Raw genomic sequence first — 14,120 nt, 5'->3', positions numbered from 1 at the left:
TTATCGCTTTTTATCAGGCTGAGAGCTTCCTGGCAGAGGTTGGATTGAATGTCCTCCAGTTACTCTTGTGAGGTCAAAGTGAGTCTGAGACGGTGGCTCGAAAGAGGATGCATCTGTTTGATATCGGCCGTCATGACTTTTAAGCCGTTTCTATCCTCAGGGTTCGCTTAGTCATCTTGCAAGCCTTCTTATTGGTCGTGATTACGGGAGACAAGGGCAGCGTGAAACGCAGGGAGAGCAATGGACGCGAATAAGGAGATGGCCCCGGGGCACGTGGCGCCGCGGGCGTGGGGAAAAAGGGCGCTGTCTGCCCTGGTAAAGGGCTGGGTTCGCCTTCGCGATGTGGGGCTGGTGCGTATCGAGCGGCGCTTGAGTCGGATCTTTGCTCTGCTGACCAAGCTGATGGGCTTTATTACCGTCGGCATCGCCTTTCTCTCCATCGTCGATGGGCTGTTTGAGCGCAGCTTTATCATCGAGCCCATCGCTGTGCCTGAGTCCTTTCATCTGGATGGGCTGACGCAAGATCTGGTCTCCTGGCAACTCAGTGATGAGATCGCCCGGATCCAGCGAGATGGCTGGAGCAATACCGGACTCAATGCCGTGCAGTCGGAGCAGCCGGAGGTGACCCAGGATGTGGTGCTCTTTGGCGTCTCCCTCAACTCTTTGAAGTCCCTGGTGCGTATGGTGCTGGGCATTGAGAACCGGGCCATATCCGGCCACCTGATGAACAAGCGCACCGTGCTTGAGCTGAAGCTGAGTGTCAGTGAACAGGAGAGTATCCTGGTGAGTCAGCCGGTCAGTAACCCCGAGCTTCCCTATGAGGATTTTGATCGCTTGGTCGCCCAGGCTGCCAAGGCGCTGCTGCTCAAGATCGATCCCTATGTCCTGGCCAGTTACTACTGGGCCAATGGCGAGGATGAACTCAGCCTGTCAGTGCTGGGCCAAATGGTGGCGCAAGAGCGCGAAGATGCGGATCTGGCCTTGGTAATGTGGGGGGAGATCTTGGCGCGTCAGCAGCGTTTCGATGAGGCCAAGGAGAAATTTGAGCGGGCATTAGTGCTTAATGCCAATCAAGCGCTGGCCCATAATGGGCTGGCCAGTGTGCTGATGGAGCAGGGGGAGGTGGCACAGGCGGTGCAATCCCTGGTCCTGGCGACGGCACTGCAGTCGGATCTTTGGGAGGCTTGGTATCACTGGGGATTGGCCCTGCATTCGATGGGAGAGAGTCAGGAGGCGGAATTGAAATACCGTCATGCCATCGATTTGGAGCCTTATCGCCACAAGCCTTATAGCAATTTGAGCTATCTGCTGGTGCAGCGAGAGGCATGGCAAGAGGCTTTTGCCATTTTGCGGCAGGGGGCCGCTGTGTCCGATAACCCAGCCTGGCTCAACGCCACTTTGGCTGAGCATCAATGGCAATTCGGCGAAAAAGCCGCGGCGTTTGATAGCCTCTCTTTGTCCGTTCAAGGCGGGTTTGATCCCACGCCCTATGCCGAACTGGAACCCTATCGCTCCTTTCTCGCCAAGGTGGCTAAGATGGATGACGGTGTCAGGGATGGTCCCCTGTGAGCGAACCGTTTACGTCAGCGTACGGGTAAAGGCCTGACAATAGGCTTGGCCACTCATCTTGGCCCTTTGTACCGCCGCTTGTGCCTGCCCTAGCATCGCCTCCCAGCTTAGGCTGTCCTGCCGGATTGCCAGGCCGATCACCAGCTCGTGATCCAGCTCTGCCGATTTGAGCAGTTTGATCAGGTTGGCTGCCAGACAGGTGGTTTGACCGTCGTCCCAGCCCGGTAACAGGATGTGCAGCTCACCTGTGCGGAGCTCATCACCGAGTAATGCTTCCTTGGGTAGGGCCCCATTTAGCAGGGAAAGCAATTTATGTTGCTGATAGAGCAGCGTGTCGGCGTCGGCAAAGCTGTTGAGCACTCCGGGTTGTTCCAACTCCAGCACCATCAGGCTGGCGGTTTTCTCCGGGTGCTGGCGCACCCATTGAGCCAGGTTATGCCGAGTGACGCCACCGTACTCGATTTGTCCCTCGATTTTCACGGCCAGATTTTCCAGTGGCGTCAGGGTCAGCACCTGATAAGGCTCTTCCCCCCCCAAGGGATCGCTTAGTTGAAGGTTCGCTAAGCAGCGGATCACATCACCATCTCCGCGACGTAGCCACAAAGGGCCCTGCCAGTAGCCACGCGTATTGAGCTGCTTGGCGAGGGTTAGACGGATCTCTTCATTGAACAGGCACAAGAACTGTTGCCACCGCTGGCCAGTGAGTTTGTCCTGTGGCTGACCACAGATCCGACGCATGGCTGGATTGCAGGTCAGGATGGTATCTTTTAGATCCAGTAGCGCCAAGCCGCTGGCACCGTCACAGAGCTGGGTGAGCTGCTTGAGCTGTTGTGCCTGTGCCCACTGTTTCCGATTTTCTTCGATGTACAGCAACATCAGGTTGTGCCTGTTCTGCATGGGCAGTTTGCGCAGTTGCACCTTGAGCGCCACCTTGGGCTGTTTGCGCAGAAACAGCTGGCCTTCCCAGTAACCGGATGAACGGGCCAGCTGCCAAACCATGTCGATGCTGAGGGGATCGCTGTCAAACAGGCGGCGGAAGCGGCGTTCTTTCAACTGGTCTGCGCCGAGGCCCAATTGCTGGCAAAGCTCCTGATTGGCACTTTGGCAAATGCCGTCCGTATCAAACAGCATGGTGGCATTACTGCTTTGGTATAGCTGCTCAGCCAGGGTTTCTGCCTGCTGCTGCCCCAGGCGGTGATCGTGTTCATAGCGACGCCGCCACATCAGGCGCGCCAGAACCAGGATCAGTGCCAGGGTCAGGATAAAAAATTGCAGTTGATAGCGATCCTCCAGCGGCTTATGTGAACGTTCGTCGACATAGGACAGCAGATAGAGAGGGGTGTCGTTGTCCGGGCGGAGCTGGAGGTAGACGAAATGGTATGGGCCCTGATTAAACTGGCCAAAGCTGTTGCTGCCCATGGCCTGCCACAGACGGGGGAAGCGCGTTGCTATCGGGCTTTGTGCGAGTTCCTCCTGACCGGTAAGCGTAATATAGAAGCCGTTTTCATCCACCAGCAATAGCGGGAGAATATTGGCACCATTGAAGGTATAGAAGCTTTCCCACAGATCGCTGATCTCGATGACCGCCAGCAGTGACTTGGCCTCATCGGGGCTGTTGGGCAGGGGGGCGAGCAACCACTGATACGCCAACCGCTCTTTGGTATTGAGATAGAGCTGGGACGTATAGATCTCCCCCGGATCCAGCCCCTGTCGACTAAGTTGGATCTCTTGTGTCGAGATCGCCAGTGTGGGGGGGGGGCCAACCTGGATGGTCGGGGTGCCATCTGCGGCCAGCAGGGTCAGGGACTGGAAATGGGCCATCTTGCGCTGGAGCTGCTCGAGGGTGTCTTGTGTGCCTTTTTTGTCGAAGGCATCCTTGAGGGAAGCGAGGTTGCTAAACTGGCTGAGCAGTTGCATGGAGCCTTCCTGGCGTAACAGGGACTCGTTGATCCTGTCACTGAACAGCTGCATCTCGGCAAAGCGTTTGCTCGTGAGGCGGCTGGTTAGGATCTCGCTGTTGAAATATAACATGGCGTAGGTTGCCCCCAGGACCAAGACCAGCATCAGGGCGATCTGCAGGGGAAAGGAGGCAGGGTGACGGCGGTTATGTTGAGCGTGTCGAACCAGAACCTCTTTTAGGCCAAATTGTAACGATTCCTTCGAAGACACTTTAACATCCGTGCACATTGATTATGCGGAGATGTTACCACGAGGTGCCTGGCTCATCCAAAGCCACCTCGTGGATGCGGTTACCTGAGAAGAGCGCCAAGTCGTTACTTTGTCTTACGCTTTGTCCCGGCTTTTTTCGTGTTTTTCTTTGCCCCTTTCGTTACCTTCGCTTTTTTCGGCTTGCTGAACTTAGGCGCTTTGGTCTGTGGTCGCAGGTGCTCGATCACTCGGTTGCGGATGGGCTCATCAGTGTAGCGCTGCACCTTGGCCAGCATTGGGTGATCATGAGCCTCGATCAGCGATATGGCGGTGCCTTTAGCCCCTGCACGGGCGGTACGACCGATACGGTGCAGATAAACGTCACCGCTGCGTGGCATGTCATAGTTGAACACATGGCTGATCTGAGGAACATCCAGGCCCCGTGCGGCCACGTCGGTGGCGATCAGATGCTTGACCCGGCCCTCTTTGAACTTCAGCAGGGCATCGTCGCGCTTAGCCTGGGTCATACCGCCTTGCAATACGGCGACACGGAACTTGTTGGCAAACAGCTTGGCGTGCAGTTCGGTGGCGCGCTCTTTGGTGCGACAGAAGATGATGCTGCGCTCACAATCTTCCTGGGCCATCAGGTGGCGCAGGATCTTGAACTTGTGCCCGGCATCGTCACAGCGGTAGGCCATCTGGTTGATCTTCTGCTTCTCGCTGCGTGGCGGCTTGGCATCGCAACGCAGCGGATCGTCCAGCAGGGTCTCGACAAAGGTTTCCAGGCCCTTGCCCTCCAGCGTGGCGGAGAACAACATGGTCTGCTTGCGCCAGCGCACCTCGTCCGCCAGGCGCTGTACCGAAGGCATAAAGCCCATGTCCAGCATGCGGTCCGCTTCGTCGATGATCAGAACTTCCACCTGGCGGGGATCAAATTTTTCATCTTCCAGATACTGCAGCAGGCGTCCCGGGGTTGCGACCAGGATATCCAAGTTGCCGCGCAGGAGATCTGCATCCAGTTGGAAGTCACGTCCTCCGACGATGGCACCAATAAAGAGATCGGTACCGGCCAGCAACTTCTGTCCGTACTGACGGACCTGCTCTGCCAGTTCACGAGTCGGGGTCAGGATCAGCACTCGGGCATGGCCCGGATCCCGGCGTGGGAAGTCCAGCAGGTGCTGGATGGCTGGCAGCAGAAACGCCGCCGTTTTTCCGGTGCCGGTTGGGGCGCTGGCCAGGATGTCGCGTTGCTCCAGGGCGGATTCAAGCACGGCCTTCTGAATGGTGGTAGGTTTGGTGTACCCGGCCTCTAGCAGGGCACGTTCCAGTTTTGGGTCAAGATCGAGTTCGGGGAAGCTCATTGGCGTTGCGATCCAATATTCAAGTAAAAATCCTCGGTGAGACGACAAAATGCCTCGCTATAACGGCCATCGGCGTCGTGGATCACCAAGGTCTCATCGAGACAAGGTTGTGGCGCGAGTGACAGGGTAAGCAGAACCCTCTGCACCGGCTTATCTGCTTTGGTTTGTACCCGACACCTACGTACCGGGTACAGCTTATATTGTTCTAGCTGTTTCAACAGCGCATCGGCCTCTGTTGCTGGCATGATCAGGCTGGCACAGCCCGTAGGCCTTAGCAAGCGCTCGATGGTGGCCAGTAGAGCCGGATGACTCAGGCTGTCATGGTGGCGTGCCTGGGCACGCCGCTGGCACTTTGCCGTACGTTCGCCGCTGGTGAAGTAGGGCGGGTTGCAAAGGATGGCATCCACCGGCTTCTCTGGTTGCCAGGTCTGAATATCCTGCGGGATCAGGCTCAACTGCTCCGACCAGGGGCTGAGATCAAAGTTGGCCTGCGCCTGACACCCAGCAGCGGCGTCCATCTCGACGGCAAAAATATGAGCATCACAGCGCTGGGCGGCCATCAGAGCCAGGATCCCAGAGCCGGTTCCGATATCCACCAGAGTACCCCGCACAGGCACGTGAGCCCAGGCCCCAAGCAACACCGCATCGGTGCTGACTTTCATTCCGCAGTGGTCATCATCCACATGAAATTGCTTAAAGGTAAAGGGCATGGATCCGGGGTTCGCTCGTTACGGGGGCGCAGACTTTAGCAGATTTTGCCACCAATTTGTGGAAAATGCGCCGAGGGCCAATGTGAGGAGAAAGAATTCAATTGTTATCGTTTGGTGTTTGTGCTTGAAATTGGTGGATTGTGCTGGTATTAGTGCATCTGTCGAGTTAGCACGATTTTCCCTTGTCTTCGTATCCAGTTGGCCATGCTGGCGATGAAACCAAGGGAAAAACGCGGCAAATGAAGGATTAATGCTCAAGGAACCCATCGATAGTGTATGTCAGGCCTGTAAATTTAGGTGTACACATTGACATGGTGGAGCTCAGGAAATCGTTATAACAACAAAGCCGCCGTAGTAGAGGTCAGTTTTGAGCAAAAAATTATCCACCGCCGATACCTTAAGTTTCGGGTTCATGCTCTTCGCGTTCTTTTTGGGCGCGGGCAACATCATCTTCCCGCCATTGGCGGGTCTCCAGTCCGGCGCAAATATGCTGCCGGCCATGCTGGGCTTTTTGATCACCGCCGTTAGCCTGCCGTTGATCTGCCTGGTGGCAATCGCTCGTGTCGGGGGCGGTGTTCCGGCCATGACCCGTGGCCTGCCTGCTTGGGTCAGCACCGCGATTGCCGCAACCATCTTTATCGTTATCGGTCCAGCCTTCGCGACGCCACGTACCGGTCTGGTGGCCTATGAGATCGGTGCTGTGCCTTTCCTGGGTGAAGCCACGGGGACCAGCCAAGCGATCTTTACCCTGGGGTTCTTCGCTGTTGCCACTCTGCTGGCCCTCTACCCGGGCAAGCTGATGGACATCATCGGTAAGGCATTGACCCCAACCCTGATCGCCCTGCTGTCCATTCTCGCCATCTCCGTCTTCTTCGCGCCAGCAGCCCCGGTTGCCGAGGCACAGGGCGGTTGGGCAACGGATGCCTTTACCACCGGCTTCCTGGAAGGCTACATGACCATGGATGCCTTGGGGGCGATGATTTTCGGCACTCTGCTGGTTGATATCCTGCGTCGTCAAGGGGTTACCGATCCTTCTGCCCAGGCTCGTTACATGATGATTGCCGGCGTGATCGCCGCTGTCGGTCTGGCATTTGTCTACATCTCCCTGTTCTACGTCGGTTCCGTAAGCTCCGAGTTCGCGGCGGATGCGACCAATGGTGGCGCCATCCTGGCGGCCTACGTTCAGAACCTGTTTGGTGGTTTTGGTGGCGTGATCCTGGCTGCCGTCGTGGTACTGGCCTGTCTGACCACGGCCGTAGGCCTGACCACCGCATTTGCCGAGTACTTCAACGGTCAGATCAACCTGGGTTACCGTAACTGGGTGCTGATCTGTGCCGCAGTCTGTCTGTTCGTGGCCAATATCGGTCTGGAGCAGCTGATCGCCATCTCCATCCCAGTGCTGTTCATCATCTACCCGGTTGCCATGGCCCTGGTGATCTTCGTATTTGCCCGTCCTGCCATTGCGGCTCGCACCGTGACACTGGCGGCCATGCTTATCGGTGCCCTGTTCACCGGCGTATTGAGCGGCCTGAACGTAGCGGGTTTGGCGGCACCTCTGGTTGAGCTCTTCGCCTTCCTGCCGCTGTACGACATTCATATGGCCTGGATCGTCCCAGTGCTGGTCACCCTGATTGCCGGCATGCTTTACAAGCGTGGGGAAGCCATCGAGGCAGCCACCGAGCAAGCGTAAACACTCGATATATGAAAAAGCCCTCCGATGATCGGGGGGCTTTTTTTTGCAGTTTGAATTTGGGGTCAGAGTAAAAACTCCCGACACCCGGTCAAATCACACCGACTCCCTTTATAGTTTTTACTCTGACCCCAAATTGCTTAGATAGAGATGCCGAAGCAGTTGGTCAAAGGCGCTGCGATGAGCGAGTGGCGTGCTCTTGATATAGCCATGCTGTTGTAGGCTGTGGATCAACTTGTACGGCACCATTCCTTCCTCTCCGACTATCTCCGCATGACCCGCCTCCAGTTGATGACGCACGGCTAATAGGCCGCCGCCATGGTTGCCCAGATGCTGCTCTTCAAGAGAAAAAACGTAATCGTCCTTCTCGCATTGCCCCTGAGGATCCCATGTCCTGCAGCTGCCTCGTTCATCCGTCGCGATCAATAAGTAACGCTGGACGGATTCCTGCAGTGCTCCGGGCTCTCGAATAAATTCTGAGGCATGGGTTATCTCGTACCACTTTCTCCCACTGATGGCACGGCATGCCAGATCATGGAGCCCGAGGGTGGCGATCCGTAGCCAGGGATTGGCACAGGCCTCGGCGGCACGGATCCCGGCCAGCGGTGCGGAAACCGTGACCAGCTCGATCTTCGGGAGACCTTTGGCGTTGGCTGGCAGGGCTAAGGGCTGAGGAAGTGAGGTGGTCAGTGCCTTGCGGGCGATCAAACCGCCCTGGCTGTGTCCGATCACCGTGATTTGGGGAGCTTGGGTTTGCTGGGACAGTTGCTCTAGCGCCCGACTCAAGCCCTCTGCACTGCTGATCAGACTGTCCCGATCATCATAGCTGTAGCAGATCGCCTGTTGTCCATGAAACGCGAGCACATCGGCCAGGGCTTCAAAGCGTCCGGCTGAGCTGAAGCAGCCATGAACCAGCACAGTGATGGGCTCACCCGGTGTGACATCTATTGGTTGGAGCGCTTGGCTGTGACAGCGGCTCAATCCGGGGATCGATCCTTCTCCGCTTTGAGCATCCGAATTTGATCCTGCTCCGCTCAAGCTCGCGCAGCCCGCCAACATTGTCAGGCTCAGCAGAGTGGACGTTAACCCTTGCCAGAACATCCTTGTTTCTCCCTTGGAATTTGGGGTCAGAGTAAAAACACATGCCTTTGGACCTGTGTGGTCTGCTTTGGCGCAGGGAGTTTTTACTCTGACCCCAAATTGTTCGTTAGTCGCTGTGGCTCAGTGGATGGGGGACACCGCCGGGTCGCCACCACCATTTCAGCAGGCGCTTAACGTCATCGAGGATCAGGTAGAGGGTGGGTACCAGCACCAGAGTCACCAGGGTGGAGAACAGGATCCCAAACGCCAGGGATACGGCCATGGGGATCACGATTTTGGCCTGCAGGCTGGTCTCCAGGGTGATGGGCACCAGCCCCAGGAAGGTGGTCAGGGAGGTCAGGACGATGGCGCGGAATCGCTGTGTCCCTGCTTCCTGGACCGAGGCCTTCAACGAGTGGCCATCGGCTCGGGCCTGATTGACGAAGTCCACCATGATCAATGAGTCGTTTACCACGACACCGGCTAGGGCGATGATCCCAAATAGGCTGAGCATGGAGAGATCCAGCCCCAGTAGGAAGTGGCCGACCACGGCCCCGATCATGCCAAAGGGGATCACCGACATGATGATCAAGGGCTGGCTGTAGGACTTGAGCGGGATCGCCATCAGGGCAAAGATGGTAAAGAGGGCGAAGAAGGTTCCCTGGAGCATCAGCAAGGTATTTTCCGCATCTTCCTCGGCGCTACCATCCAAGGCGGTGGTCAGTCCCGGATAGCGCTCTTTGAGTGCAGGGATGGTGGTCTCGTTCACTTCGCTCAAGATCTTGCCGGGTTCCACTTTCTCCTTGAAGGCCCGCGCCTTGACCGTGATGGAGCGAATACCATTGGTGCGGGTGATGGCCGAGAAACTCTTGGCCAGTTCGATATGGGCCACGGTGGAGAAGGGCACCTCCTGGCCAGCCGGGGTGCGGATCCGCATGTTTTCCAGATGACCTATGGTGCGGCGCTGCTCGGCGGGGTAACGCACCATCACCTTGACCTCCTCCTTGTTGCGCAGGATCCGCTGGGCTTCATAACCGTAGAAGCCCCAGCGCACCTGTCGGGCCAGATCCGATAGGGTCAGGCCCAGGGCCTCGGCCTCGGGCTTGATGGCCAGACGGATCTCCTGGGAGCCGGAGGAGTAGTTGTCTTGGATGTCGTACAGGCCTTCGTATTCGGCCAGGGCCGTCTTGAGATCGTTGCTGGCGGCCAGCAGCTGATCCATATCCTTGCTGTTGAGACGAAACGCCACGTCTGAGCCCTGATCTCCGGTAGAGGCATTGATATCAAGGATCTTGACCCCCACCAGCTCGGGCATGGTTTCCCGCCACCGGGCTGCGATCATGACCGCATCGAGTTGCTCCCGCTCTTCGCCACTGGTGAGCTCGATCACCATGTGCGCACTGGTTCGGCTGCCGGACCAGACAAAGACATGTTTGACCACGTCGATCCCCTGCTCCTGGCGGATCTGTTCATCCACCCGGAACAGGCTGGTTTCGAGTTTTTCAATGGCATCCAGGGTCTGTCGTTCGGACACGCCTGGCTCCATCTCGACGCTTACCTCGATGAAGTCCGAGGGGATATTGGGAAACACGATAAAGCGCACCTGGCCGGAGAGGAGCAGGCCACTGCAGAGGATCATCAGGCCGATAAAGAACGCCAGAACCGAGTAGCGGTGATCCATCAGCCATGACATGGCAGGTTTATAGCCTTGGTAGATGAGGTGTTGTATGGCGTCATTGAATCTCTGTTTGAAGCGCAGCCAGGGTCCCCAGCCTTGCCCCGGCTTGGGCGGCGTCATATGGGCCAGGTGGGCCGGGAGGATCCATTTGGATTCCACCAGGGAGAAGCCCAGGCAGAGGATCACCACCCAGGCGATGGCACCGCCAATCACGCCGAGGAAGCCGGTGGCCATCAGCATGGGGATAAAGGCGGCGATGGTGGTGAGGACGCCGAAAGTGGCTGGCATGGCGACTTTCTGAGCCCCTTTGATCACCGCTTCAGCGCTGTGACCGTCCTTCTCCGTCTGGGCATAGGCGGACTCGCCGATCACGATGGCATCGTCGACGACGATCCCGAGCACCAGGATGAAGCCGAACAGGGTGATCATGTTGATCGACAGGCTCATGGGCTCAAATGGCATAAAGAAGAGGGCGGAGAGGAAACAGATGGGCAGGCCCATCATCACCCAGAAGGCCACCTTTAGCTGCAGGAACAGCGCCAGGACCAGGAAGACCAGCAGGGCCCCTTGGCTCATGTTTTTGAGCATCATATCCAGGCGTCCGGAGAGGAACTGGGTCATGTCCCCCCAGTGGGCCAGCACGACCCCTTCTGGCAGACTCTCCTGCTTGTCGGCGATGTACTGCTTGACCCGTTTGGCGATGGACAGGGCATCCTGATCGCCGACACTGCGCACGGCGATCACTACCGACTTTTCGCCATCGAATCGGGCCAGCCCCAGGCGCTCCTCGAAGCCATCCCGGATGGTGGCAACGTCCGACAGCAGCAGGCGGGAGCCATCGGGCAGGCTGCGCAGCACGATGCGGTCGAAGTCTCCCTGGACATAGGCCTGGCCATCGGTGCGCAGCAAGATATCGCCTCCTTCGGCCCGAATGGAGCCTCCGGGCAGGTTGAGCGAGGACGCATTGACCGCTGCTGCCACATCATTAAAGGTCAGCCGATACTCCCGCAGCTTGCTCTCCGACACCTCGATGGCGATCTCATAAGCTTTGGCACCTTGCAGTTCGGCGTTGGTGACGCCGGGCAGGGAGGTGATATCGTCCCGAATGGTCTTACCCAGTTCCTTGAGTTCGGTCTCGGTGAGTCGATCGCCGGCCACCGATACCCACATCACACTGGCTTCGGGTTTGAGCTGGTAGATATTGGGTTTTTCGATGCTGTCGGGAAAAGTGGCGATGGCATCGACCCGCAGTTTGATCTCGTCCAGAATCACTTTGGGATCAAACTTGTCCAGAACCTCAACTCGGACGTCACCGGATCCCTCCCGAGCCACTGAGCGGATCCGTTTGATCCCCTCAATGTCTTTGATCGACTCCTCGATCTTGATGGTGATCCCCTCTTCTATCTCCTGAGGAGCGGCGCCAGGATAAGCAACTCGCACCATTACCTGGTTGATTTCAAACTTGGGGAATACCTCTTTGTTGATGGTCAGTGCCGAGAACAGGCCGCCGGCCATCAGGATCACCATCAAGAGGTTGGCTGCCACCGGGTTGCGGGCAAACCAGGCAATGATCCCTTTGTTGCTGTCCGTTTTTCTCATTACAGGCCTCCTGCCACCGCCATCTGGCTGGTGCCGGTTGGGCTGCGCTGTTCGGGTTGAGGCTCACCGGCCACCTTAACTTTTCGGCCGTTATCGAGGGCATCCAGGGCATTCAGGCTGATCCGCTCACCCGGGGCGAGCTCGGTACGAATATAGATCCGTTCCAGATCGGCCCGGACCACTTCCACCTGGCGCAGCTCCACGGTGTTGTCGGCTTTGACTATGGTGATCCTTTGGCTGCGCACCGCGTGACGGGGAAGATCGACCAGGTTATCGAGCCGGCGTCCCTTGATCCGGGCATTGACGAAGCTGCCGAAATTCAGTGGCAGGCCATCATGATGCAGGGCATAGGGATCGGTGAGTTGAGCCACAAGATAGATCATGCGGTTGGCGTCGTTGATCACCCCTTCGGAGCGGACGATGCGAGCCGGCCACTCCCGGCGCTTGCCGGCCAGATCCTGTGTGAGGATCACCTCGGCATCGCCCTCCTGTTCCAGGTAGGCCAGCTCCTCGGGGGGCAGGGGCAGTCTCACTTCGGCCAGAGCCGTACCCTGGATCCGGCCCAGGTTGAGGCTGACGTTGATGTACTGCCCCAGATCGACGTTACGTTCGGTCACGATGCCATCAAACGGCGCACGGATCTCGGTGCGCTCCAGATCCCGCTGAGCACGGGCCAGGGTGGCCTCGGCGCTGCGGACATTGGCCTGCTCCTTGGCCAGTTGGGGTTTGCGCAGCCCCAACTCCGGTGGGATCCCCTCTATTACGCCCCGCCATTCGGTTTCGGCCACTTTGCCTCGGGCGATCTCTTCCTGCAACTGGGCTCGGGCCTGGGCCAGACCCGCCTGTGCCTGCATCAGGTTGGCCTGATAGTCGGCGGGCTCGATCCGGGCCAGTAACTGGCCCTGAGTGACGTGTTGTCCCACCACAAACTCCGGTGCCAGTTCGATCAGGCGTCCGCCGATCTCCGCCACCAACTGTGCGTCGTGCTTGGGCTTTACTACGCCATAGGAACTGAGGATCAACTGGTGAGAGCTGGGGGTGAGCTCGACGACTTCGACAATGGGGAGGGCTTCTTGTTGCTCCTTCTTTTCGGGAGCTTGCTTGGTGGCCATCAGGGCGATAAACGCCAGCACAAATGCCCCCAGCACCATAACGGGAGGCAGCAGGCGTCGTATCCACAGACTCATTGGCTATTCCTTTTCCACAAAATCTCAACCTATGGGAGCATACGTTAACACGAGGTAAAGGGAACGAAAGCGGCTAATTGTAAAAGGGTATATTTCGGCCCATGGCGACTTGGGCCATTGAATCCCACTCTTGTGGTCTTTAGGCTGGTCTATAACTCTCTATTTTTCTGCAAATTTATGACCATGGAACACGAGATCGAGGCATTCTGCGACCGCCTCTGGTCCCAACGGGGGCTATCGGATAATACCCTGTCGGCCTATCGAACGGATCTGATGGCGTTTGCCCGTTTTGTTGAACAACAGCAGCGTTCATTGTGCCAGGTCGATGGCGAGTTGGTGCGGCAATACCTGGCCTGGCGCCATGAGCAGGGGCTGGCGCGCTCCTCGACCGCCCGAGCCATGTCATCCCTGCGTCGCTTCTATGCCCAACTGGCCGCGGATGGACGGATTGGCACGGATCCCATGATACTGATTGCCAGGCCCAAGCTGCCCAAGGTATTGCCGGACACCCTCAGTGAAAGCGATGTGGAAGCTCTGCTGGCCGCACCGGAGGAGGGCGATCCCGTGCAGCTGAGGGATCGGGCGATGATGGAGCTGCTCTATGCCACGGGGCTGCGAGTGACCGAACTGGTGAGCCTGCAGTTGGAGCAGATCAGCCTGCGACAGGGAGTGGTGCGGATCACCGGCAAAGGGGGGAAGGAGCGCCTGGTCCCCATGGGAGAGCAGGCGCAGTTCGTATTGGAGCACTATCTAAAGGAAGCGAGGGGCTCGCTATTGGGATTGAACCGGTCTGACGTGGTGTTCCCCAGCTTGCGGGGGGTGCAGATGACCCGACAGACGTTCTGGTATCGCATCAAGCACTATGCGTTAAAGGCCGGGATCGACAAGCCACTGTCGCCCCATACCCTGCGTCATGCTTTTGCGACGCATCTGTTGAACCATGGGGCCGATCTGAGGGTCGTACAGTTGTTACTGGGTCACAGTGATCTCTCCACAACGCAGATCTACACCCATGTGGCCCAGGCCCGTTTGCAGGCGCTGCACGAGGCGCATCATCCAAGGCCTTGAGCTGCTTCGAGATCACAAGGTACGAGCCTG

General features: G+C 57.8%; 9 protein-coding genes. 3 read left to right on the top strand and 6 right to left on the bottom strand.

The window, feature by feature from the left end; all coding sequences use genetic code 11:
• Positions 1-240: 240 nt before the first annotated feature.
• Entirely contained in the window at positions 241-1,569 is a 1,329-nt protein-coding gene (locus AC2D8U_RS03175; RefSeq protein ID WP_484617591.1) for a tetratricopeptide repeat protein, read from the top strand.
• A gap of 9 nt (positions 1,570-1,578) precedes the next feature.
• On the opposite strand, the gene AC2D8U_RS03170 is transcribed toward AC2D8U_RS03175, so the two are convergent.
• The 3 genes from AC2D8U_RS03170 to AC2D8U_RS03160 form a co-directional block, all read right to left on the bottom strand.
• Positions 1,579-3,738, bottom strand: a complete 2,160-nt coding sequence (locus AC2D8U_RS03170) for a PAS domain S-box protein (RefSeq protein ID WP_484617590.1) — start codon at positions 3,736-3,738, stop codon at positions 1,579-1,581.
• Between the two features lie 104 nt (positions 3,739-3,842).
• Complete coding sequence (gene srmB / locus AC2D8U_RS03165; protein WP_484617589.1) at positions 3,843-5,078, bottom strand: ATP-dependent RNA helicase SrmB; 1,236 nt, start codon at positions 5,076-5,078, stop codon at positions 3,843-3,845.
• A complete protein-coding gene (locus AC2D8U_RS03160; protein ID WP_484617588.1) occupies positions 5,075-5,740 on the bottom strand; it encodes a tRNA1(Val) (adenine(37)-N6)-methyltransferase in 666 nt (221 codons plus the stop codon). The genes srmB and AC2D8U_RS03160 overlap by 4 nt, the downstream gene beginning before the upstream one ends.
• A gap of 415 nt (positions 5,741-6,155) precedes the next feature.
• Between AC2D8U_RS03160 and brnQ the strand changes: the two genes are divergently transcribed.
• Positions 6,156-7,478 (top strand): branched-chain amino acid transport system II carrier protein, encoded by a 1,323-nt coding sequence (brnQ, locus tag AC2D8U_RS03155; protein WP_484617587.1) that lies wholly within the window; start codon positions 6,156-6,158, stop codon positions 7,476-7,478.
• Between the two features lie 120 nt (positions 7,479-7,598).
• Here the strand turns inward: brnQ and AC2D8U_RS03150 are convergent, their stop codons facing one another.
• From AC2D8U_RS03150 to AC2D8U_RS03140, 3 genes are all read right to left on the bottom strand, one after another.
• Positions 7,599-8,459, bottom strand: coding sequence for an esterase/lipase family protein (locus tag AC2D8U_RS03150; RefSeq protein WP_484617586.1), 861 nt, complete (start codon positions 8,457-8,459; stop codon positions 7,599-7,601).
• Positions 8,460-8,685: 226 nt separating this feature from the next.
• On the bottom strand, positions 8,686-11,835 hold the full coding sequence (locus AC2D8U_RS03145; protein ID WP_484617585.1) for an efflux RND transporter permease subunit: 3,150 nt from the start codon (positions 11,833-11,835) through the stop codon (positions 8,686-8,688).
• Positions 11,835-13,022 (bottom strand): efflux RND transporter periplasmic adaptor subunit, encoded by a 1,188-nt coding sequence (locus AC2D8U_RS03140; RefSeq protein WP_484617584.1) that lies wholly within the window; start codon positions 13,020-13,022, stop codon positions 11,835-11,837. The genes AC2D8U_RS03145 and AC2D8U_RS03140 overlap by 1 nt, the downstream gene beginning before the upstream one ends.
• A gap of 177 nt (positions 13,023-13,199) precedes the next feature.
• Between AC2D8U_RS03140 and xerD the strand changes: the two genes are divergently transcribed.
• Positions 13,200-14,090 carry a site-specific tyrosine recombinase XerD gene (gene xerD, locus AC2D8U_RS03135; protein WP_484617583.1) on the top strand — a complete coding sequence of 297 codons (891 nt, stop codon included), beginning with the start codon at positions 13,200-13,202 and terminating at the stop codon, positions 14,088-14,090.
• Positions 14,091-14,120 lie beyond the last annotated feature (30 nt).

The sequence above is a fragment of the Ferrimonas sp. YIN67 genome, from assembly GCF_057219095.1.
This window is presented reverse-complemented; position numbering and strand designations above follow the sequence as displayed.

Excerpts from the sequence above, each read along its gene's own strand:
- AC2D8U_RS03175 (WP_484617591.1), top strand. The coding sequence starts at position 241 with ATGGACGCGAATAAGGAGATGGCCCCGGGGCACGTGGCGCCGCGGGCG.
- srmB (WP_484617589.1), bottom strand. The coding sequence starts at position 5,078 with ATGAGCTTCCCCGAACTCGATCTTGACCCAAAACTGGAACGTGCCCTG.
- AC2D8U_RS03160 (WP_484617588.1), bottom strand. The coding sequence starts at position 5,740 with ATGAAAGTCAGCACCGATGCGGTGTTGCTTGGGGCCTGGGCTCACGTG.
- AC2D8U_RS03145 (WP_484617585.1), bottom strand. The coding sequence starts at position 11,835 with ATGAGAAAAACGGACAGCAACAAAGGGATCATTGCCTGGTTTGCCCGC.
- AC2D8U_RS03140 (WP_484617584.1), bottom strand. The coding sequence starts at position 13,022 with ATGAGTCTGTGGATACGACGCCTGCTGCCTCCCGTTATGGTGCTGGGG.
- xerD (WP_484617583.1), top strand. The coding sequence starts at position 13,200 with ATGACCATGGAACACGAGATCGAGGCATTCTGCGACCGCCTCTGGTCC.